The organism is Williamsia sp. M5A3_1d (assembly GCF_053345315.1).
The window spans coordinates 841,440-860,967 of sequence record NZ_JBKEZX010000001.1 but is presented as its reverse complement, the minus strand read 5'-3'; the positions used below and the strand labels follow the sequence as shown (position 1 = coordinate 860,967).

General features: G+C 68.1%; 20 protein-coding genes. 14 read left to right on the top strand and 6 right to left on the bottom strand.

Features of this window, described 5'->3' with window-relative positions; translation table 11 throughout:
• Positions 1–73: 73 nt before the first annotated feature.
• From ACLBW1_RS04075 to ACLBW1_RS04055, 5 genes are all read left to right on the top strand, one after another.
• Positions 74–1,471, top strand: a complete 1,398-nt coding sequence (locus ACLBW1_RS04075; protein WP_447810234.1) for a cation:dicarboxylate symporter family transporter — start codon at positions 74–76, stop codon at positions 1,469–1,471.
• Positions 1,472–1,527: 56 nt separating this feature from the next.
• The gene (locus tag ACLBW1_RS04070; protein WP_447810233.1) at positions 1,528–1,731 is read left to right on the top strand and encodes a DUF2945 domain-containing protein; all 204 of its coding nucleotides are present in this window, start codon (positions 1,528–1,530) and stop codon (positions 1,729–1,731) included.
• 9 nt (positions 1,732–1,740) lie between these two features.
• Positions 1,741–2,133: a PPOX class F420-dependent oxidoreductase gene (locus tag ACLBW1_RS04065; RefSeq protein ID WP_447810232.1), complete on the top strand. Its 393-nt coding sequence runs from the start codon at positions 1,741–1,743 to the stop codon at positions 2,131–2,133.
• A gap of 64 nt (positions 2,134–2,197) precedes the next feature.
• A complete protein-coding gene (locus tag ACLBW1_RS04060) occupies positions 2,198–2,446 on the top strand; it encodes a type II toxin-antitoxin system Phd/YefM family antitoxin (RefSeq protein ID WP_447810231.1) in 249 nt (82 codons plus the stop codon).
• The gene (locus tag ACLBW1_RS04055) at positions 2,443–2,832 is read left to right on the top strand and encodes a type II toxin-antitoxin system VapC family toxin (protein ID WP_447810230.1); all 390 of its coding nucleotides are present in this window, start codon (positions 2,443–2,445) and stop codon (positions 2,830–2,832) included. Before ACLBW1_RS04060 ends, ACLBW1_RS04055 begins: the two co-directional genes overlap by 4 nt.
• A gap of 33 nt (positions 2,833–2,865) precedes the next feature.
• Here the strand turns inward: ACLBW1_RS04055 and ACLBW1_RS04050 are convergent, their stop codons facing one another.
• The gene (locus ACLBW1_RS04050) at positions 2,866–4,203 is read right to left on the bottom strand and encodes a YibE/F family protein (RefSeq protein WP_447811134.1); all 1,338 of its coding nucleotides are present in this window, start codon (positions 4,201–4,203) and stop codon (positions 2,866–2,868) included.
• A 119-nt stretch (positions 4,204–4,322) separates the two neighbouring features.
• Here ACLBW1_RS04050 and ACLBW1_RS04045 point away from each other — a divergent pair, with 119 nt between their 5' ends.
• From ACLBW1_RS04045 to ACLBW1_RS04030, 4 genes are read left to right on the top strand one after another with little or no spacing between them, the layout of a single operon-like run.
• Positions 4,323–4,835, top strand: a complete 513-nt coding sequence (locus ACLBW1_RS04045) for a hypothetical protein (RefSeq protein ID WP_447810228.1) — start codon at positions 4,323–4,325, stop codon at positions 4,833–4,835.
• A gap of 44 nt (positions 4,836–4,879) precedes the next feature.
• Positions 4,880–6,157: an MFS transporter gene (locus ACLBW1_RS04040; RefSeq protein WP_447811133.1), complete on the top strand. Its 1,278-nt coding sequence runs from the start codon at positions 4,880–4,882 to the stop codon at positions 6,155–6,157.
• Positions 6,154–6,981 (top strand): acyl-CoA thioesterase domain-containing protein, encoded by an 828-nt coding sequence (locus ACLBW1_RS04035; RefSeq protein WP_447810227.1) that lies wholly within the window; start codon positions 6,154–6,156, stop codon positions 6,979–6,981. The genes ACLBW1_RS04040 and ACLBW1_RS04035 overlap by 4 nt, the downstream gene beginning before the upstream one ends.
• Positions 6,978–7,811 carry an alpha/beta fold hydrolase gene (locus ACLBW1_RS04030; protein ID WP_447810226.1) on the top strand — a complete coding sequence of 278 codons (834 nt, stop codon included), beginning with the start codon at positions 6,978–6,980 and terminating at the stop codon, positions 7,809–7,811. The genes ACLBW1_RS04035 and ACLBW1_RS04030 overlap by 4 nt, the downstream gene beginning before the upstream one ends.
• Positions 7,812–7,839: 28 nt before the next feature.
• On the opposite strand, the gene ACLBW1_RS04025 is transcribed toward ACLBW1_RS04030, so the two are convergent.
• Positions 7,840–9,012 carry a carboxylate--amine ligase gene (locus ACLBW1_RS04025; RefSeq protein WP_447810224.1) on the bottom strand — a complete coding sequence of 391 codons (1,173 nt, stop codon included), beginning with the start codon at positions 9,010–9,012 and terminating at the stop codon, positions 7,840–7,842.
• A gap of 137 nt (positions 9,013–9,149) precedes the next feature.
• Here ACLBW1_RS04025 and ACLBW1_RS04020 point away from each other — a divergent pair, with 137 nt between their 5' ends.
• Positions 9,150–10,106: an EamA/RhaT family transporter gene (locus ACLBW1_RS04020; RefSeq protein WP_447810223.1), complete on the top strand. Its 957-nt coding sequence runs from the start codon at positions 9,150–9,152 to the stop codon at positions 10,104–10,106.
• A gap of 23 nt (positions 10,107–10,129) precedes the next feature.
• On the opposite strand, the gene ACLBW1_RS04015 is transcribed toward ACLBW1_RS04020, so the two are convergent.
• The 3 genes from ACLBW1_RS04015 to ACLBW1_RS04005 are packed head-to-tail and all read right to left on the bottom strand — an operon-like array spanning position 10,130 to position 12,334.
• The gene (locus tag ACLBW1_RS04015) at positions 10,130–10,702 is read right to left on the bottom strand and encodes a DUF305 domain-containing protein (protein WP_447810222.1); all 573 of its coding nucleotides are present in this window, start codon (positions 10,700–10,702) and stop codon (positions 10,130–10,132) included.
• Between the two features lie 52 nt (positions 10,703–10,754).
• Positions 10,755–11,171: a hypothetical protein gene (locus ACLBW1_RS04010; protein ID WP_447810221.1), complete on the bottom strand. Its 417-nt coding sequence runs from the start codon at positions 11,169–11,171 to the stop codon at positions 10,755–10,757.
• Positions 11,168–12,334 (bottom strand): phosphatase PAP2 family protein, encoded by a 1,167-nt coding sequence (locus tag ACLBW1_RS04005; protein WP_447811132.1) that lies wholly within the window; start codon positions 12,332–12,334, stop codon positions 11,168–11,170. The genes ACLBW1_RS04010 and ACLBW1_RS04005 overlap by 4 nt, the downstream gene beginning before the upstream one ends.
• A 244-nt stretch (positions 12,335–12,578) precedes the next feature.
• Here ACLBW1_RS04005 and ACLBW1_RS04000 point away from each other — a divergent pair, with 244 nt between their 5' ends.
• A complete protein-coding gene (locus ACLBW1_RS04000; protein WP_447810219.1) occupies positions 12,579–13,529 on the top strand; it encodes an alpha/beta fold hydrolase in 951 nt (316 codons plus the stop codon).
• A 10-nt stretch (positions 13,530–13,539) separates the two neighbouring features.
• On the top strand, positions 13,540–15,138 hold the full coding sequence (locus ACLBW1_RS03995) for a GMC family oxidoreductase (protein ID WP_447810218.1): 1,599 nt from the start codon (positions 13,540–13,542) through the stop codon (positions 15,136–15,138).
• A gap of 1 nt (position 15,139) precedes the next feature.
• On the opposite strand, the gene ACLBW1_RS03990 is transcribed toward ACLBW1_RS03995, so the two are convergent.
• Entirely contained in the window at positions 15,140–16,543 is a 1,404-nt protein-coding gene (locus ACLBW1_RS03990) for a WS/DGAT/MGAT family O-acyltransferase (RefSeq protein ID WP_447810217.1), read from the bottom strand.
• A gap of 78 nt (positions 16,544–16,621) precedes the next feature.
• Here ACLBW1_RS03990 and ACLBW1_RS03985 point away from each other — a divergent pair, with 78 nt between their 5' ends.
• Together ACLBW1_RS03985 and ACLBW1_RS03980 are read left to right on the top strand one after the other, a co-directional pair.
• Complete coding sequence (locus ACLBW1_RS03985; RefSeq protein ID WP_447810216.1) at positions 16,622–17,401, top strand: deoxyribonuclease IV; 780 nt, start codon at positions 16,622–16,624, stop codon at positions 17,399–17,401.
• Between the two features lie 201 nt (positions 17,402–17,602).
• A complete protein-coding gene (locus ACLBW1_RS03980; RefSeq protein WP_447810214.1) occupies positions 17,603–19,435 on the top strand; it encodes an acyl-CoA dehydrogenase in 1,833 nt (610 codons plus the stop codon).
• Positions 19,436–19,528: the final 93 nt, after the last annotated feature.

The window sequence follows — 19,528 nt, the reverse complement described above, 5'->3', positions numbered from 1 at the left end:
ACATCGACAGTCCATGATCCTCACAGACCGTTCCGGGCGCCACCCGTGACGACATCACCACCTGGAGGATTCCATGACCGCGACCGACGACCGACCCCCGACGATCCCCGATCCGCCGGCGGACACCGCGACCAAGCCGAAGCGCGATCGCACGCACTGGCTCTACATCGCGGTCATCGTCGCCGTCGTCGCCGGTGTGGCCGTCGGCCTGCTCGCGCCGTCCTTCGGCAAGGAGATCGGCGTCCTGGGCACCATGTTCATCGATCTGATCAAGATGATGATCTCCCCCGTGATCTTCTGCACGATCGTGTTGGGTATCGGCTCGGTCCGCAAGGCCGCCACGGTCGGCAAGGTCGGCGGCCTCGCCTTCACCTACTTCCTCGGGATGTCCACCGCGGCACTGGGAATCGGCCTCGTGGTCGGCAACCTCATCCAGCCCGGCAACGGCCTCAACATCACCCCCGAGGTCGCGGGCAAGGGCGCCGATCTCGCCGAGAAGGCCCACGAGTCCGGCGGCACGCTCGACTTCATCCAGGGCATCATCCCCGACACCCTCGTGTCGTCGCTGACCGCGGGCAGCGTGCTGCAGACCCTGTTCGTGGCCCTGCTCGTCGGCTTCGCGATCCAGGCCCTCGGCGCCCAGGGTGAGCCTGTGCTGCGCGGTGTCGCCAGCATCCAGAAGGTCATCTTCAAGGTGCTGTCGATGGTGCTGTGGCTGGCCCCGATCGGCGCGTTCGGCGCCATCGCCAACGTCGTCGGCCAGACCGGCTGGAGCGCGGTCACCCACCTGCTGATGCTGATGGTCGCCTTCTACCTGACCTGCCTGGTGTTCGTGTTCGGGATCCTCGGCACGATGCTGCGCTTCGTCGCCGGCGTCTCGATCTTCAAGCTGGTCCGCTACCTGGCGCGGGAGTACCTGCTGATCGTCGCGACATCGTCGTCGGAGTCGGCCCTGCCGCGCCTGATCGCGAAGATGGAGCACCTCGGCGTGCAGAAGTCGACCGTCGGCGTGGTCGTCCCGACCGGCTACTCGTTCAACCTCGACGGCACCGCGATCTACCTGACGATGGCGTCGCTGTTCGTCGCCGAGGCGATGGGCAACCCCTTGAGCCTGGGCGAGCAGATCAGCCTCCTGGTGTTCATGATCATCGCCTCGAAGGGTGCGGCCGGTGTCTCCGGCGCCGGGTTGGCCACGCTCGCCGGCGGCCTGCAGAGCCACCGTCCCGAGCTGCTCGACGGCCTGGGACTCATCGTCGGCATCGACCGGTTCATGTCGGAGGCCCGCGCGGTCACCAACTTCTCCGGTAACGCCGTCGCCACGCTGCTGGTGGGTACGTGGACCAAGACGATCGACGACGCCAAGGTGAAGTCGGTTCTCGCCGGTGACGATCCGTTCGACGAGATCAACATGGTCGACTCGCACGACTTCGACAAGGTCGAGTCGGTGTCGATCACGAAGGCACCCGCCTGACCTGAGCCTGCCGAACACGCAGTTCCTCCACGGGCCCTGCGGGTAACCTCGAGACCATGTCGATCAGCAAGGGCGACGCGGTTTCCTGGAACACCCCGCAGGGCCCGACCCATGGGAAAGCCGTCGAGAAGCGCACGAAGGAATTCGAGTTCGACGGCCAGAAGTTCAAGGCCGATGACGACGAGCCGTACTGGATCGTCGAGTCGGCCAAGAGCGGTGCGAAGGCCGCCCACAAAGAGTCCACGCTCGAGAAGAAGTAGGGCACGGAGATGAGCAGCGGCGGCGCGAACCCGTTCGGCGACATCGGCACGGCGAAGTACGTGCAGCTCACCACGTTCACGAAGTCCGGCGAGGCGAAGCCACTCCCCATCTGGGCGGCCCTGGACAAGGGGGAACTCCTGATGTGGACCCAGGCGTCGTCGTGGAAGGTCAAGCGGATCCGCAACACTCCACGGGTCCTGCTCGCGACCTGTGACCGCGCGGGCAAGAACGTCGGCCCCACCATGGAGGCCACCGCCCGCGTCCTCGACGAGGCCGGTACCGCTCGCACCCGCGACGCGATCAACCGCAAGTACGGTCTCGTCGGCCGCTTCGCCACCACCGCCAGCAGCCTGTTCAAGGGCAAGAGTTCAACCATCGGGGTCGCGGTCACCGCGAACTGACCGTGCCTGCCGGCGCTCCCGCCGCGGAGGGCCCGTTGTGCTACGTGGTGCTACATTCGGGGCCATGAAGGTGATCACCCAGCGTGAGCTCCGTAACGACAACGCCGAGATCGTTCGGGGTGTGGAGGACGGGGAGTCGTACACGGTCACGCGCCGCGGCGTCCCGGTGGCTCGACTCGTCCCGATCGATGCCGACACCGACTTCCCGTGCGACCGACCCGCGACCACGCGCCATCGGTGGGCCGACCGGAAGCGAGTCGTCCTGCCGGTGTCCACCGGCGAGATCATCGATGACCTCCGGGGCGATCGTTGAGCCGCTGGTACCTGGATACATCTGCCGCTCTCAAACTTCTCGTCGCCGAGCCCGAGTCCGAAGCCTTGGCCCGCGCCGTCGACGACGGTCGGCCCGATCTGGTGGCGAGTTGGCTTCTGGAGACCGAACTCCGCCGCGCCGCTCAGCGAGCCCCAGCGCTGACCCAGGAACTCGTGACGGACCTGTTGACCGACGTCGGCCTGTACCGGGTTCCGCCGACCCTCTTCCGGGAGGCAGGGTTGCTGCCGGGAACCCGTCTCCGATCGCTCGACGCGCTCCATCTCGCCACCGCTGTCCGCACCGGCGCCGACTGCGTGGTCACCTATGACCTCCGGATGGCCGAGGCCGCTCGCGAGATCGGGCTCGTCGTGGTCGCCCCGGCCTGAGCAGTTCCCTGGACGTACCGGACCGCACAGATGTCAGTCGGCGCGCGAGTGTCTGCCCGGCTTCTCGTCGCGGTGACCGACGTGGATCGGGACGTGGGGTTCGCCCGCCCGGACGTTGTCGGGACGTTCGTGGCGGTGCACCAGGGCGACGGCGATGGCCGTGGTGAGCGGCACCGACAACGCGATCGCGATCCCGCCGACGAACGACCGGCCCAGCTCCACCGCCACGGTGTCGGTGGTGACGAGGTTCGAGAACGACTGCCCGGCCACGGAGAACAGCAGCAGCAGCGGTAGTGCGCTGCCCGCGTAGGCGAACACGAGCGTGTAGACGGTGCTGGCGATGTGGTCGCGGCCCACGCGCATGGCCGCCGCGAACGTGGCCCGTCGACTCCGTCCACCGGCGGCGAGTTCGAACACCGCCGACGCCTGGGTGATGGTGACGTCGTTGAGCACGCCGAGGGCGCCGATGATGAAGCCCGCCAACAGGATCCCCTGCGTGGAGATCCCGTTCTGGTACACCTGCAGGTTGGTGGTCTGCTCGCCGGACAGGCCCGTGATGTTCATCGTGTGGATCGACACATACGACAGCACCGCGGCCACCGCCAACGACGACAGCGTGCCCAACAGGGCGGCGCTGGTCCGCAGACTCACGCCGTGCGCGAGGTAGATGACGACCAGCAGGATCGCCGCCGACGACGTGATGGCCACGGCCACCGGCGATTTTCCGTCGAGGATCGCCGGGAGGGTGAAGCCGAGCAGTACCGCGAACGCGATCACCAACCCGATCACCGACCGCAGGCCGCGCCACGACGCGACCAGCACGATCGCCGCGACGAACAGCAGCGCCCACACGATTGTCGACGTGCCGCGGCTGTAGTCGTAGAAGCCGTAGGTCGTGGCCCCGTTGTTGCCCGGCGCGACGGCGAGCCGGATCTTGTCGCCGACCTTGAGATCGGGCTGCCCGGGTTGCGGGCGGCCGAGCTGGTCGGCCGACAGATTCTGGGTGACCGCACCCGGCGCAGTGCCCGACTGGGCGCGGTTCGTGGGCACCTCGATGAGTGTGTTGGCGTCGGCGTCCTTGCCGGAGGTGATCTGCACGGTGCTCTCGATGCAGGGTCCGTCGGCGACCGGGGTGACGTCGGCGGCACCGCCGAACACCGAACCCGACGCGCGGTTGAGGCACTGTGCGCGTGCCTGTGCGATCACGGTGCCGGTCGCGGTCTCGAGTTGGCCGTTCGCGGCGGCCGACTGGAACTGGATCGGCACCTGGTGCTGGCGTTGCGACGGCCACAGCACCACGGCCCCGATCGCGACGGCCACCGCGACCGCGACGAGCACCCCGATGACGATGCGGGCCGCCATCGGACGCATCTGCACCGCGATCGCGGCCGGGGAGTGCGTGTGGGTGTGCGGTTGTGACTGCTTCACGGCCGCAACTGTATGCGGCCAAACGCCGGTGACTCCGATGTGATGTGGGTCATCATGGGTCGATGATCGACGAGTTGCAGCAGGAGGCGACCGCCGCACTGGCGGCCGGCGACTACACGCGTGCCCTCGCCGAGTTCAGTGTGCTGCGCGAGATGCGGTCGCGGCGCGACGGTCCGTACTCGGTGCACTACCTCGAGAACCTGCACGACGCCGTCCGGTGCATGTGTCACCTGCAGCGATGGTCGGATTCCGAACCCCTGTGTCGCGAGCTGTACGGCAAGTACCGGCGCACCCACGGCCCCGGCGACTGCGACACCGTCGACGCCGCGAAGTTCTACGCCTGGGCGCTGGTCCACCTCGACAAGGCCGATCCGGCTGCGGCGCTGTACCTCACCACGGCCGATGCGCTGTGGACCCTGGGCGACCGCGAGCAGGCGCTGACCCTGCTGGGCGCCGCGGTGGCGCAACGCCAGGACCTCTGCTTCGACGCCCTGCGCAACCGGGTCGACCTCGCCGCCGCGGCCGTCGCACTCGGCGCCACCTCGTCGATGAGTCGGGTGTCACCACTGGCCTGACCGGGTGCCGGGCCACCGTGGACCGGGGTGGTTCGATGGACGACATGTCCGACACCTCCGCCGCCTCCACACCGGTGACCGCCGCGGACGGCACCACCACCCGCACGGCCGGCCGGTGGTGGGGAGTCGCCGCGGCGATGTTCGCCATCGCCTGGGGCGGGAACGAGTTCACGCCTCTGTTGGTGATGTACAAGAGCGATCACGGGCTGTCCGGTCCCGTGGTCGACGCCCTGCTGTTCGCCTATGTGCTCGGCATCGTTCCCGCGCTGCTGATCGGCGGCCCGCTGTCAGACCGTTTCGGACGTGCGCGGCTGATGCGGCCGGCCCCGGCCATCGCCGCGATCGGGTCGATCATCCTCGGACTCGGCGCCGACCACGTGGCCCTGCTGGTGATCGGACGGATCGGCAGCGGGATCGCCCTCGGGCTCGCGATGGCCGTGGGCAGCAGTTGGATCAAGGAACTCTCCTCGCCACCGTTCGAGACCGACGCCTCGGGCAGTCGCGGCGCGCGACGCTCGGCGATGAGCCTCACCGCGGGCCTCGGCATCGGCGCCGCGATGGCGGGTGTGCTGGCCCAGTGGGCGCCACTGCCCGCGACGCTGCCCTACCTCGTAAATGTGGCGTTGTGTGGGATCGCGACGGCGTGGGTGGTGCGCGCACCGGAGACCGTGGTGCGGGCCGGGGCACCGGGGCGTCTGCGCGACGACCTGCGCATCCCCGCGATCGGCCATCGGCGTTTCATCCGGGTGGTCGTGCCCGTCGCACCGTGGGTGTTCGGGTCGGCCGCGGCCGCGTACGCGGTGCTCCCGACGCTGCTCGCCGACGAGGTCGGTGGACTCGACATCGCCTACGCGGCACTGATCACGCTCGTCACGCTGGCGTCGGGTTTCGCCATCCAGTCGGTCGCGCGGCGCATCGATCGCCCCGACTCGGCACGCGGTTCGGTGGTGGCCATCGGCTTCCTCGCGGTCGGCATGGGCATGGGCGTGTGGGCGTCGAGCACCCTGAACCCGTGGGTCGCTCTCGTGGCGGGCGCGGTGCTCGGTGGCGGGTACGGCATGGCTCTCGTCGCGGGGCTGGCCGAGGTCGGGCGTATCGCCGGCCCGAGGGATCTCGCCGGGCTCACCGCGGTGTTCTACTCGCTGACCTACCTCGGCTTCGCCGCCCCGGTGGTGTTGGCCCTGGTCCACCAGGCCGTTCCCGCCCTCACCTATCCGGTGCTCTTCGGGCTGGGCGTCCTGCTCGCCATCGCGTCACTCGCGGTGGTCGCAACCGAGTACCGCACCCGCGACGTCACGACAGCAGACAAGGTGGCCCCATGACCCCGACGACCACCGACCGCCGGTATTTCATGTTCACCATCGACGACGAGGGCCGATACGTGCCGTCGAAGTACGCCTTCGGGCGGTGGGGACCGGACATGCTCAACGGGCCCGCGGTCTGTGCGGCGGCCGCGCACGCGGTCGAGTCCGACCACGGCTCGCCCGAACTGGTGCCGGCGCGCATCACCATCGACCTGTTCAAGGCCGCCCGGGGTGAACCCCTCGTCGCACACACGCGACTGGTCCGGTCGGGGCACCGGATCCGCGTGTCGGAGGTCGAACTGTCCCAGGGCGACACCGTCGTCGCCCAGGCCACCCTGGTCGCGCTGCGGCCGTCGCAGGAGCCACCGGGCGAGGAATGGCACTCCGAGCATCCGTTCGACCCACCGGCCGACGACAGCCGCTTCCGCTGGTACGGCAGCGACGATCTGGGCTGGACACCGGTGATGAGTGAGCACCAGAACGCAAGCCGCAAACGTCTGTGGGCCACGATGATCCCCGTGATCGACGGTGTCGAGAACACCCCGTTCGTCACCATCGTGATGGCCGCCGAGGCCACGAGCCTGGTGACCAACTGGGGATCGAAGGGCATCGGATACATCAACTGCGATCTGACGGTGGCGATCTCACGCCTACCGGTCGGTCAGTACATCGGCCTGCAGGCCGACACCCACATCACCGACGCCGGGCTCTCCGTCGGTACCGCGACGCTGTTCGACACCCGCGGGCCGATCGGCACCGGCATGGTCACCGCCGTCTCCAACGCCGCCGCGCAGATCGACTTCAGCGGCGCGTCGGACCTGAGAACCGAGGTGTCACAATGACGCTCGTCGACATCGGGAACGGCGTCACCCTTGAGGTCACCCGCACCGGTTCGGGTCCGGCGGTGTTGCTCGTCGGCGGCCTGGGGCAGCCCGCGCAGGTGTGGGAGTACACCGGCGTCGTCGAGGCGCTGACGTCCGCGGGGTTCGAGGCCATCAGTTATTGCGCCCGTGGGGTCGCACCGTCGTCGGCCCCCGAGCCGCCGTATGTCGTCGACGATCTGGCCTTCGACGCCCAATGCCTCGTGCAGACACTGGGTCTCGAGCAGGTGATCGTCGTCGCCTATTCGATGGGTTGCTACACCACGCAGGCGTTGGTGCGTCGGCAACCGGGGATGGTGCGGGCCGCGGTGCTGCTCGCAGGCCTGCAGCCCTCGCCGATCGGCGAACTCGTGGGCCGCATGGAACTGGGACTGCTCGACGAGTACGGCGAGATCCCGGCCGACGTCATGCTCTTCGAGCAGTTGATGACCACCCTGCAGCCGTCTCTCCTGCAGGATCCGGCGTCGGTGGTGGGTTGGCAACAGGTGCTGGGCGCCTCGGGAGAGGTCTGGACGAGCCCGGGAGGCATGAGAGGCCAACTGCAGGCGTCGTATTCGTGGATCACCGCGAACGAACCGCTGCCCGAGCACCTGGCGGCGTTCGACCTACCCGCCCTTGTGCTCGCCTTCGAACACGACCTCTTCTTCCCCCCGCACGGGTGTCGTGCGGCGGCGGGTCAGATGCCGAACGCGGAGTTCGCCAAGATCGACGGCGTCGCCCACGGCGGACTGTTCACCGGTCAGACCGACACCGTCGCGCGCATCGTGGCGTTCTGCACCGACCACCGCTGACCGGCCGCGCTGCCGCGGTCCGATCGGCTCACGGCTCGATTGCGACGCCGTCCCACTCGTGGTCGTGCATGAACGCCTCGGCGAGGCCGACGCGGTACTTGAAACACATGCGGGCGATGTCGAGGTAGGCGATCGGCATCATGAGGGCCGGCAGGCGGTCGTGGCGGTTGGTGATCACGTCGCCGTACTCACGGAAGTCGCGCACGAACTCGCGCATCGTGCGACCGCTGCGCGACGCCTTCGTCCAGCCGTAGAGACCCATGCCGAACCCGATCATCTTGCGGGTGCCCGGATCCGGGGTGATCATCTCCGTCGCCTCACCGGTGAACGCGCGGTCGACTCGGTTGTGCGGCTCGAACAACATGATGCCGCTGGTGCCGCGGGGGTTGCACTCGATGGTGAACAGATTGCCCTCGGCGTCTTCGATGAAGTCGAACCCGACCTGACCGGTGAAGTCCATCTGCTTCACGAACGAGGTGATCCAGTCGAGGATGCCGGCGTGCTCGATCGCGTCGAACGCGATGCAGGAGCGACCGTCGATCGCGTAACCGACCGGATACACCGTGTGCGCCAACACCTCTCCGTCACGACACACCGAGTACGAGCAGTAGGGCGTGCCCTTCATCCATTCCTGCGCGATCCACGGGTTGGTGGGCGAGAACTCGATGTCGGTGGGCAGCTCACCCGGGGTGACCTTGTAGACCTTCTGCGATCCGCGCGAGTAGCACTCCTTGAGCGCGAACGGGGTGTCGAAGTCGAGGGCCTCGAGATCCGCCTGCGTGCGGACCTGCGCGAACTTGAGCGTCGGGATGCCGCGCTCGGCGAGCACCCGCTGGAACTCGTATTTGTTGTGCAGATTGTTCTCGACCTCGAAATCGGAGAGGAACAGCTCGCACGTGTCGGGGAAATCTGCCCGCAGCATCGCGATGATGTCGGTCTCCTCGTGCACCGGGATGAGGAGATCGATCTCGCGTTCGGTGACGATCCGCGCCAGTTCGCGGCAGTAGGCGCGTGGTTCGAACGTGGGCGACGGCACCTTCTCGAACGCCGAGATCGCGTTGGAGAAGCGGGTGACGGGGAGCGTGATGCTGTCGACGATCGTCACCTCGTGGCCGCCGGCGGCCATGAGCCGGGCGAGGTCGAGGGTGAGAAAGGAGCGACCGAACGTGATGAGGACGCGCCGCGATCCTGGGCGAGACATGGGACCCCGTTAACTCTGCACCGCAGATAAAGGACTGAACAGCGAACATGGTAGCTTAGCCAACGGTTGGAGACCGAGGGGAAAAGTCCTGGTTAGGGCCTATTTCACAATCACTGTCGCGCGTGGAGGAGGCTTCGATGTTCGTGATCGGCATCGTCTTCGCGTCGCTGGCCGCAGTGGGATACGGGCTCTCGTCGGTACTGCGCGCACTCGGCGCCCGGCGTGCGGCGGTCGCCGCGCGTGACGCCGGTGGCGATCCCGCGGTCAACTCCGCCGGCGGCCCCTCGATGGGTTCGACGGCGGCGACTCTGCGTGATCCGGCCTTCCTCGTCGGCACGGCGCTGGTCGTCCTCGGCTTCGGCGGCGGTGCCATCGCGGCCCGCCTGCTCCCCCTCTTCCTGTCGCAGACCATCGTCTCGGCGAACCTCATCGTCACCGCGCTGCTCGGTACGGCGGTCCTCGGCATCCGGTTGCACACCCGCGACTGGATCGCGATCTGCGCGGTCATCGCGTCGCTGTGCATGCTCGGTGTCGCCTCCACGCGACACAAGACCGAGGGCGCGGACAGCTTCGCGTTCCACTGGGGCCTGTTCGCGGCGACCGTCGTGATCGCGGCCGTCGCCGTCTACGCGATGTACCGCCTCGGTCCGCGTGCGGCGATCTTCGGCGGCGCGGCCGCGGGAGTGTTGTTCGGCGTCATCGCCATCGCGGTGCGCATCCTGCGGGGTATCGACCCGTTCAACCCGGTCACCCTGATCACCGACCCCGCCGCGTGGACCATCGCGATCGCCGGTGCGGTCGGCTTCTACGTCCAGACCGTCGCGTTGCAGCTCGGCGCGGTCAACGGCGTGACCGCGGTGCTCGTCGTCGGCGAGACCGCGATCCCGGGCATCATCGGGGTGCTCTTCCTCGGCGACAAGGCCGAGCCCGGTCTGGGCTGGTTGGCCATCGTCGGGTTCATCGGAGCGACCATCGGCGCGATCGCTGTGGCCTACTACGGCTCGGCCGAGGCCGACCATTTCGGCGAGGCCCCGCCCACCGAGGGTGGATGGCGGCGCGGCCGACAGGGGCAGGACCAGCTCGAGAAGAGCTGATCGCCGCCCCCGCCGGTCGGTCGTCAGGTCGCGAGCATCGCACGCATGCGGGTCAATTCGTCCTGCTGCGACTCGATGATGCTGCGGGCCAGCGCGATCGAGTCGGCGTCGAGGCCCTCGTCGACCTCGGTCCGCGCCATCGCGATCGCGCCGCTGTGATGGTCGATCATCATCGAAAGCCAGCGTCGGTCGAATGCCTGTCCCGACAGTGACCGCAACTGCGTCATGTCGGCGTCGCTCATCATCCCTGCCATCGACCCGCCCGACATGTCATGACCGGCCCCGGAATGGTCGGTCCCGGTGGGCACCGGCTCGTCCCATGACCGCAACCGGGCGGTGAGCTGGTCGATCTCGGGCTGTTGGGCCGCCTCGATCTGTCGTGCCAGACCGATGACGTCGGGATCGGTGCTGCGGGCGGGCACCATCTGCGCCATCTCCACGGCCTGTCGATGGTGCGGGATCATCTGGGTCGAGAAGGTGACGTCGGCGGCGTTGTGGGACGCCGGGTCGTCGGACGAGCAGGCCGCGCCGGTGATCGCGACGGCGGCGAGGGCGGCGGTCGCGATGAGGGCATGACGGATTCGCTTGTGGAACATGAGAACTCCTGTGATCGAGAGCTGAGTGAGACCGGGCGGAGGCGCGGTCGGATCAGCGGACGATCACCGAGAGGTCGAGATGGCCGGGAATCGCCCAGGGTGGCGCACGGCCGAACACCGATGGCCGACGCCGGCACCACACCCCGGACAGACGCCGCAGCGGCGCGATCAGGGTGACGGCCCCGAGAACCACGACCAGTGCGACGATCTCGCCGCGAAGGAACACGCACCCGTGGTCGTGGTCGGCGCAGTCGGGTGACCCGGCTGCGAAGCGCTCGCGGTGATCGGCGTCCGCGGCCGTCATCGCGCTGTGGGATGCACCGACCGCACCATCACCGTGCGAGGTGTGCGGTCCGTCGTGTGCGACACCGCCGCAGAGCACGAGGATGTGCATCACCGCGACCGCGAGGGCGAGACCGACGGCGGCCGCGACGATGCGGCGGCGCGGGATCCCTCGGACGTGGCTCACGGACTCGAGGGTACCCCCGGGGCGTATGCGGACGCGGTCGTGCGCCGGGCCCGTCGACGGATCCAGAGTCGCTGTGCGCCGATCACACCGGCGGCGAGACCCCAGCCCAGCAGGATGTCGAAGACGTAGTGCTCACCGGTGTAGACGAGCGTGAACGCCATCACCAGCGCGTAGCCCACGAACAGGGATCGCCCGAGCGCGCGCACCCGCGGCCACATGAACAGGGCGAGCAGCATCGTCAGCCCGGCGTGCAGTGAGGGGATCGCGGCGACGAGGTTCGCCTTCGACTGCCCGACGGTGAGCAGAGTCGACGCTGCCTTCACGTTGAGCACGTCCCAGCCACGCGCGGAGATGCGTTCCACATACGGCGCGGCCCCGGGATCCGAGGGTGTCACCGGTCCCAGCAGACCGCCGGAGGCGGGTGGGATCTCGGAGTACATGCACGGCGGGTCCCGCGGGTTGTCGACGACCTGCTCGGCGGTGCAGCGTGCGGCGGCCCACGGCGGGGCGCCCGGCACGAGGGTGTAGCCGACGAGCGCGAGGAAGGTGGTGGCGACGAAGGCGACGGCGTATCGACGCCAGGCGGTGCGGTCACGCAGCCACAGCGCACCGGCGACCACGTAGGGCACCACGAAGTACGAGACGTAGACGATGCTGGTGATGACCTCCCACCACGGCGGCGACGCGTCCTTGATGTGCGACTGCAGCCACACCGTGGGGTTCACACCGAAGAGGAGGTGATCGGCGTCGGGGGCGAGGTGCCAGTGCGTCGGCATCCCCATCCACTGCGCGACGTTGCGCGTGAGGTCGTAGAGCAGCAGCACGCCGGCGAACGGCAGCCAGTCGATGATGACGGTGATGACGCGGCGACGGCCGATGCTCGCCGCGGCCAGCCCCAGGCACATCCACAGGATCAGCCGGGTGCGGTCGAAGGCGAGGCCCTGTTCGGTGAACTGCCACACCATGACCGCGAACCACACCGCGATCGCCGCCCAGCGGTAGTACCGCAGGTCACCGAACCGGGATCGACCCCGCGCATCGGTCGCGGTGCCGGCGGCGTCCGGAGCGATCGAGTCCGGAGAGCGGGGGTCGGGCGTGACGGTCGACTCGACGGACGGGGGCCGGGACGGAGCGGACTGCTCTGCGCGGCCCGCCTCGGACATCGTCAACCGGTCACCCTCTCCCCGCAGTTCGCCGGGCGTTCATCGACCGGAAACCTCAGTTTGTCTGAGATCGGTCGCCCCGTCACCTCGACTCGGCGAAAATTCATCTTCGTTCTCGCCGCACGCGGCCCCGCGGATGCGAGGTCACCGTCCGGAGATCGGTCGCTACCATCGGATCGATGAGCCACCTCCGCCCAGGGACCATCTGGCGCCGATCGACCATCGGGCGCGAGTCGGGCGTCTGATGCCGACGACGATCGTGGACCGCCTCGCGGGCGGGGTGAGCCGGTTCTTCCGCACCCACCCGACCGCCGACGTGCCGACCGGCACGATGGTGCAACTCGGCGACCGCGGCGCCACGTACGTCACCGACTCGGCACGCATCACCTCGGGGAGAGACGAAGGCGTGATCGACGCGGTCGAGGCCGCGAAACCGCCGATCATCCTGCTGCACGCGGTGGTCACGACAGGCCTGCTGTCCTGGTACTCGGTGATCGAGGACCTGAGCGCCGATTTCCGTGTCATCACGATGGACCAGCGCTGGCACGGGCGAGGGATCCGGTCGGCTCGCTTCACGCTCGACGACTGTGCCGACGATGTCGCCGCCCTCGCCGACGCCCTGGACATCGAGCGCTTCGTCGCGGCCGGGTTCTCGATGGGCGGGGGCACCGCACAGCTCACCTGGCGACGCCATCGCGACCGGGTGTCGGGACTCGTACTGGCCTCGACCGGGCCGTATTTCGGGTCGTCGACCACCGGCCGGCCTCGCATCGACGCCATGACCCGCTTCGCCGCCCAACGCTTCGCGACGCCGGTCCCCGGCCTCGGGGCCCACGCGCTCGACGAACGTGGCCTGTCCGACGGTGCGTGGGCGCTGCGCCAGGTCCGATCGACGCGGTTGTCGCACATGAGCGAGATCGGTTATGCGCTCGGCCAGTTCGACTCGCGTCCCTGGCTCTCCGAGATCGACGTGCCGACAGCGGTATGCGTCACCACCCGGGATCGGGTGATCCCGATCGCGCGCCAGCAACTGCTCGTCGACGGGATCGACGGCGCCCGGCGGTTCGATGTCGCTGCCGGACACGCCTGTTGCGTGCTCCAGTCCGAGATCTTCACCCCGGTGTTCGTCGCGGCGTGCGGCTGGGTCTCGACGCAGACACCGGAATCGGCCTCCCGCGACACCGCGCGTCCCTAGGATCGTCGCCATGGACGATTCCGCGGTGCCCGGCAGCGACTACGTCATCGTGGGAGCGGGGTCCTCCGGGGCGGTGATCGCCGCCCGCCTCACCGAGAACCCGGACACACACGTCACGCTCCTCGAGGCCGGTGGACCCGACAAGGACAAGTTCATCCACATCCCGGCGGCGTTCGCGCAGCTCTTCGGCTCCGACGTCGACTGGAACTACTTCACCGCCGATCAGCCCGAACTCAAACAGCGCCAGATCTTCTGGCCGCGCGGCAAGACCCTCGGCGGGTCGAGTTCGCTCAACGCGATGATGTGGGTGCGCGGCTTCGCAGCCGACTACGACGCGTGGGCCGCCGCGGCCGGTGACCAGTGGTCCTATGACGAGGCCGTGAAGTGGTACCGGCGCATCGAGAACACCCCGTGGTCGACCGACCCGGACCACGGTCGCGGCGGGCCGATGCAGATCTCCCGTCAGCGCAGCCCCAGCCCGCTCAACGACCTGTGCATGGCCGCCGCCGCCCGCCTGGGTTACCCACAGGCGCCGCCGAACGTGGCGACGCCGGACGGGTTCACCGAGACCGTGGTGACTCAACGCCGCGGCGCCCGGGAGAGCACCGCCGATGCCTATCTGCGCGAGGCGATGAAGCGTCCCAACCTCACGGTGCTGACCGGTGCACACGCCACGCGTGTGGTGTTCGAGGGCACCCGCGCGGTCGGCGTCGAGTTCATCGAGGATCGCACCACCCGTGTGGTCACCGCGAAGCGTGAGGTGATCCTGTCCGGCGGTGCGGTCAACTCCCCTGCCCTGCTGATGCATTCGGGGATCGGCGACGCCGAACATCTGCGACACCACGGCATCGACGTCCTCGTCGACCGACCCGACGTCGGATCGAAGATGCTCGATCACCTCGCCGCGGGCATCACCCGCACCACCGACGAACCGACCCTCTACCGGGCGACGAAGCCGAAGTCGTTGATCAACTACCTCGCCCGCCGCAAGGGGATGCTCACGTCGAACGTCGCCGAGACCTACGGCTTCCTGCAGACCGGTCTCGACGACTCCGGGCTCGCCGACATCGAGATCCTCTTCGTGCCCGCGCCGTTCCTGGGTCAGGGCCTCGTCGCCCCTGAGGAGGACGGCATCACCATCGCGGCGGTGCTGCTGCAGCCGCGCAGCGTCGGCACCGTGCGCCTCGCCTCGGCCGACCCGCTCGCCGCCCCGATCATCGATCCGCGGTACCTCACCGATCCTGACGGTCACGACCGCGCGACCCTGGCCGCGGGTGTCGAGATCTGCGCGAAGCTCTTCGAGACCGCCCCGCTGTCGAACGTCGTCGGGAACCGTTATCTACGACCGGCTCTCGACGGCAACCCCACGCTCGGCGAGCTGGTCGACGCGGCGATCAACCTGGACACCCAGACGCTCTACCACCCGGTGGGGACGTGCCGGATGGGCACCGACGGCGACTCCGTCGTCGACCCCGACCTACGGGTACGCGGCGTGCAGGGTCTGCGGGTGGCCGACGCGTCGGTGATGCCGGTGATCATCCGTGGGCACACCAACGCCCCGGCGATCATGATCGGCGAGAAGGCCGCCGATCTGCTCGCTCAGGCGTGATTCACGAATTGCATTCGGCGAGCAGCGCTTTCACGTCGTCCTCGATCGCCCGCATCAGGGGCCACGCGTCCGGCATCTGTTCCTTGCAGGCGATCGCGCCGAAGTTCATCTGACCGTCGCACGACATGACGGTCACGTTGAGTCCCATGCCATGGGCGACAGGACCCAACGGGAACAGCGCGCGGATCCGCGATCCCAGGAAGTAGAGCGGGAACGACGGACCCGGCACGTTCGAGATGATGACGTTCACCACGGCGGGATGACGTTCTGCGAGATGGTAGTTCGAGTACAGACGGGTCAGCGCACCCATCGTGATCGGCGGGATGAGCTGGGCCCAGCCGCGCAGCAGTGACGCGTCGAGCGACTTGTGGTGCGACTTGGCCGTGGTCGAGAGGTCGCGCATCGTGTCGATCCGGGCGACGGGGTCGTCGACGTCGGTGGGCAGGGTCATCATCATCGCGGTGACCTGATTGGTCCCCGCCACCACCAGCCGGTCGTCCTCCTCACCGTGCGTCGACACCGGGACCGCGGCGATGAGCGGCCGGTCGGGCAGGTCGTCGGTGTCGGCGAGGTACTTCCGCAGCCCGCCGGCGACCACCGCCATCACCACGTCGTTGATGGTCACGCCGAAGTGGTTCTTGATCGTCTTGATGTCGTCGAGCGAGATCTGGGTGAACGCGATGGACCGATGCGGGGTGATGGTGCCGTTGAACGCGACACGCGGCGCGCTGAACGGTGCCGGCATCGCCTCGTCGTTCCGGGACCGGCTGATCCACTGGAACGGGACGCGCGCGGTCTGCGGCAACATCCGCGCGATCGAGATGGGTCGACGGAGGGCGAAGTTCACGAGACCGTCGGCCACGAGCGCCGGCAACGACGCACCACCCGCCGAGGTGCCCACCTTCTCCTCGTCGAGGTCGGGGTCGTCGGGGGTCAGCGAACACAGTTGCGCGAGGAGATCGGCGGCCGAGACACCGTCGACACCCGCGTGGTGCATCCGCAGCATGATCGCGATGTTGCCGTGGGGACGTCCCTCGATGACCCACAGTTCCCACAGCGGCTTGCTGCGGTCGAGCGGGACCCCGGCGATGTGGGCACAGAACTCGGCGAGTTCGGCGTCGCCGCCGGAGTCGGGCAGCGCGACCCGGTGGACGTGCCGCTCGATGTCGAACGCGCGGTCCTCGATCCACACCGGGTGGTCGAGGTTGAACAGGGAGTCGTGGAGCTTGCGACGGAAGGTGGGCATCGCGGTGATGCGGCGGTCCATCTCCCGCAGCATGCGATCGAACGACCACCCGCCCGGGACGGTCGAGGGGTCGATCTCGATCAGACCCACCACCTGCATGAGCATCGAGCGCGTCTCCAGGTAGAGGAACGATGCGTCCAGACCACTCAGTCGTTCCATCGCCCGACCATCCTCTCCACTGACCCACCAGTACTCCGCCGGGTGTCTCCACTCTGGACTACTCCTATCGTGGGAGTCATGCGATTGGGAGCACACGTACGCACAGACACCGACCCGATCGGCACCGCCGAGGACATGGGGGCCGATCTCCTGCAGATGTTCGTCACCGATCCGCAGGACCGGAAGATGCCCAAGCCGCAGCCGCATCCCGACGCCGAGCGGATCCGGTCGTCGCAGATCGACGTGGTGGTGCACTCCTCGTACATCATCAACGTCGCGAGCCTGAACAACCGGCTGCGGATGCCGTCGCGCAAGGCGGTCGAACTCCAGGCCGCAGCGGCCGCCGACCTCGGTGCCATCGGCCTGGTGGTCCACGGCGGTCATCTCGGTGACGGCGAGGACGACGCCGAGGGATTCGCCAACTGGCGCAAGCTGTTCGAGCGCCAGGCCGACAAGGGCGGTTTCGCGGTCCCGATCTTCATCGAGAACACCGCCGGTGGTGACCACGCGATGGCACGCACGCTGGAGTCGATCGAGCGGCTCTGGGATGCCGTCGGCGACTTCGATCAGGCCGGCTTCTGTCTCGACACCTGTCACGCGTGGGCCGGCGGCGAAGATCTCGTGGGCCTGGTGGACCGGATCCGCGACATCACCGGACGCATCGACCTGGTGCACCTGAACAACTCCCGCGACGAGTTCGACTCCGGCCGCGACCGCCACGCCAACCTCACCGACGGACACATCGGTTCCGAGGTCCTCGTCGAGGTCGCCCGCGCCGCCGGTGCCCCGGTCATCCTCGAGACCCCGTCCGAGGGCGTCGCCGACGATCTGGCCTTTCTCCGCGAACAGTTGGCCTGACGGGGCGGTCGTGTAGTGGGTGATCTCAGGTCACCCGGGAGCCCTCGGGGGATGTTGGACACATCGGTCACGAGGGAGTTGGCAGGCGCCCGGTCCGGTTGTATATTTGCGTTATTACTCGCGGGTAACCTACCGATCGCTCGCTTGTAGGCGTTCATCTCTGCGCGTCGATCCGCATCCCGTACAACGAAGGATTCCCTGATGGGCCATTACAAGAGCAACCTGCGAGACCTGGAGTTCAACCTCTTCGAGCTGTTCAAGCTCGACGAGGTCCTCGCCAGCGGCGACTTCGGCGACCTGGACCGCGAGACCGCGATCGACATGCTCAAGGAGGTCCGGACGCTCGCCGAGGGCCCGATCGCCGAGTCGTTCGTCGACTCCGACCGCAACCCGCCGGTCTTCGACCCCGAGAACCACACGGTCACGCTGCCCGAGTCGTTCAAGAAGTCGTACAAGGCGTTCATGGACGCCGGCTGGGACAAGGTCGGTATCGCCGAGGAGCTCGGCGGCATGCCTGCTCCCCGCACCCTGTTCTGGGCCATCAGCGAGATGATCCTGGGCGCCAACCCCGCACTGTTCATGTACGGCGCGGGCACCGGCTTCTCGGAGATCCTCTGGAACAACGGCACCGACGAGCAGAAGAAGTGGGCCGAGATCTGTGCCGAGCGCGGCTGGGGCGCCACCATGGTGCTCACCGAGCCCGACGCCGGTTCCGACGTGGGCGCCGCCCGCACCAAGGCCGTGCAGCAGGACGACGGCAGCTGGCACATCGACGGCGTGAAGCGCTTCATCACCTCCGCCGATCAGGACCTGACCGAGAACATCTTCCACCTCGTGCTGGCCCGCCCCGAGGGCGCGCGTCCCGGTACCAAGGGTCTGTCGCTGTTCTTCCTCCCCAAGTACCACTTCGACTTCGAGACCGGTGAGCTCGGCGAGCGCAACGGTGTCTTCGTCACCAACGTCGAGCACAAGATGGGCCTCAAGGTCTCGGCCACATGTGAGGTCACCTTCGGCCAGCACGGCATCCCGGCCAAGGGCTGGCTCGTCGGCGAGGTCCACGACGGCATCGCGCAGATGTTCGACGTCATCGAGCACGCCCGGATGATGGTGGGCACCAAGGCCATCGCCACCCTCTCGGCCGGCTACCTGACCGCACTCGACTACGCCAAGCAGCGTGTGCAGGGTGCCGACATGACGCAGATGACCAACAAGGCCGCACCGCGCGTCACCATCACCCACCACCCCGACGTGCGTCGCGCACTGCTCACCCAGAAGGCATACGCCGAGGGCCTGCGCGCGATCTACCTCTACACCGCATCGCACCAGGACCCGTCGTCGGCGCAGATCGTCTCCGGCGCCGACAAGGACATGGCGTTCCGCGTGAACGACCTGCTGCTCCCGATCGTCAAGGGTGTCGGCTCCGAGCGGGCCTACGGCACCCTCACCGAGTCGCTGCAGACCCTGGGTGGATCGGGCTTCCTGCAGGACTACCCGATCGAGCAGTACATCCGCGACTCGAAGATCGACACCCTGTACGAGGGCACCACCGCCATCCAGGCGCAGGACTTCTTCTTCCGGAAGATCATCCGCGACAAGGGCCAGGCGCTGGCACACGTGGCCGGCCAGATCAGCTCGTTCATCGACTCCGAGGCCGGCAACGGTCGCCTGAAGTCCGAGCGCGCGCTGCTCAAGACCGCCCTCGACGACGTCCAGGGCATGGCCGCCACCCTCACCGGTTTCCTCATGGGAGCCCAGGAGGACGCCACCCAGCTCTACAAGGTGGGCCTCGGCTCGGTGCGCTTCCTGATGTCGGTCGGTGACCTGATGATCGGTTGGCTGCTGCTGCGCCAGGCCGAGGTCGCCCTCACCGCGCTCGACAACGGTGCCACCGGTGCCGACAAGTCGTTCTACGAGGGCAAGATCGGCGTCGCCTCGTTCTTCGCGAAGAACATGCTCCCGCAGCTGACCTCCACCAAGGCCATCATCGACAACATCGACAACGATGCGATGGAGCTCGACGAAGCCGCGTTCTGATCTGAACCACGACAGCGGGCCCGGTCATGATGACCGGGTCCGCTGTCGTATCTCCAGGCCATCAGTGCGCGCCCACCGTTCAGCCGAGCGCCG

What these genes read in the sequence shown, in the direction of transcription:
- ACLBW1_RS04035 (WP_447810227.1), top strand. Translation starts at nt 6,154, where the DNA reads ATGACCCCGACGACCACCGACCGCCGGTATTTCATGTTCACCATCGAC.
- ACLBW1_RS04060 (WP_447810231.1), top strand. Translation starts at nt 2,198, where the DNA reads ATGAAGGTGATCACCCAGCGTGAGCTCCGTAACGACAACGCCGAGATC.
- ACLBW1_RS04075 (WP_447810234.1), top strand. Translation starts at nt 74, where the DNA reads ATGACCGCGACCGACGACCGACCCCCGACGATCCCCGATCCGCCGGCG.
- ACLBW1_RS04015 (WP_447810222.1), bottom strand. Translation starts at nt 10,702, where the DNA reads ATGTTCCACAAGCGAATCCGTCATGCCCTCATCGCGACCGCCGCCCTC.
- ACLBW1_RS03980 (WP_447810214.1), top strand. Translation starts at nt 17,603, where the DNA reads ATGGGCCATTACAAGAGCAACCTGCGAGACCTGGAGTTCAACCTCTTC.
- ACLBW1_RS04050 (WP_447811134.1), bottom strand. Translation starts at nt 4,203, where the DNA reads ATGCGTCCGATGGCGGCCCGCATCGTCATCGGGGTGCTCGTCGCGGTC.
- ACLBW1_RS04005 (WP_447811132.1), bottom strand. Translation starts at nt 12,334, where the DNA reads ATGTCCGAGGCGGGCCGCGCAGAGCAGTCCGCTCCGTCCCGGCCCCCG.
- ACLBW1_RS04065 (WP_447810232.1), top strand. Translation starts at nt 1,741, where the DNA reads ATGAGCAGCGGCGGCGCGAACCCGTTCGGCGACATCGGCACGGCGAAG.
- ACLBW1_RS04020 (WP_447810223.1), top strand. Translation starts at nt 9,150, where the DNA reads ATGTTCGTGATCGGCATCGTCTTCGCGTCGCTGGCCGCAGTGGGATAC.
- ACLBW1_RS04045 (WP_447810228.1), top strand. Translation starts at nt 4,323, where the DNA reads ATGATCGACGAGTTGCAGCAGGAGGCGACCGCCGCACTGGCGGCCGGC.
- ACLBW1_RS04000 (WP_447810219.1), top strand. Translation starts at nt 12,579, where the DNA reads ATGCCGACGACGATCGTGGACCGCCTCGCGGGCGGGGTGAGCCGGTTC.
- ACLBW1_RS03985 (WP_447810216.1), top strand. Translation starts at nt 16,622, where the DNA reads ATGCGATTGGGAGCACACGTACGCACAGACACCGACCCGATCGGCACC.
- ACLBW1_RS04040 (WP_447811133.1), top strand. Translation starts at nt 4,880, where the DNA reads ATGTCCGACACCTCCGCCGCCTCCACACCGGTGACCGCCGCGGACGGC.
- ACLBW1_RS04025 (WP_447810224.1), bottom strand. Translation starts at nt 9,012, where the DNA reads ATGTCTCGCCCAGGATCGCGGCGCGTCCTCATCACGTTCGGTCGCTCC.
- ACLBW1_RS03990 (WP_447810217.1), bottom strand. Translation starts at nt 16,543, where the DNA reads ATGGAACGACTGAGTGGTCTGGACGCATCGTTCCTCTACCTGGAGACG.
- ACLBW1_RS04070 (WP_447810233.1), top strand. Translation starts at nt 1,528, where the DNA reads ATGTCGATCAGCAAGGGCGACGCGGTTTCCTGGAACACCCCGCAGGGC.
- ACLBW1_RS04030 (WP_447810226.1), top strand. Translation starts at nt 6,978, where the DNA reads ATGACGCTCGTCGACATCGGGAACGGCGTCACCCTTGAGGTCACCCGC.
- ACLBW1_RS03995 (WP_447810218.1), top strand. Translation starts at nt 13,540, where the DNA reads ATGGACGATTCCGCGGTGCCCGGCAGCGACTACGTCATCGTGGGAGCG.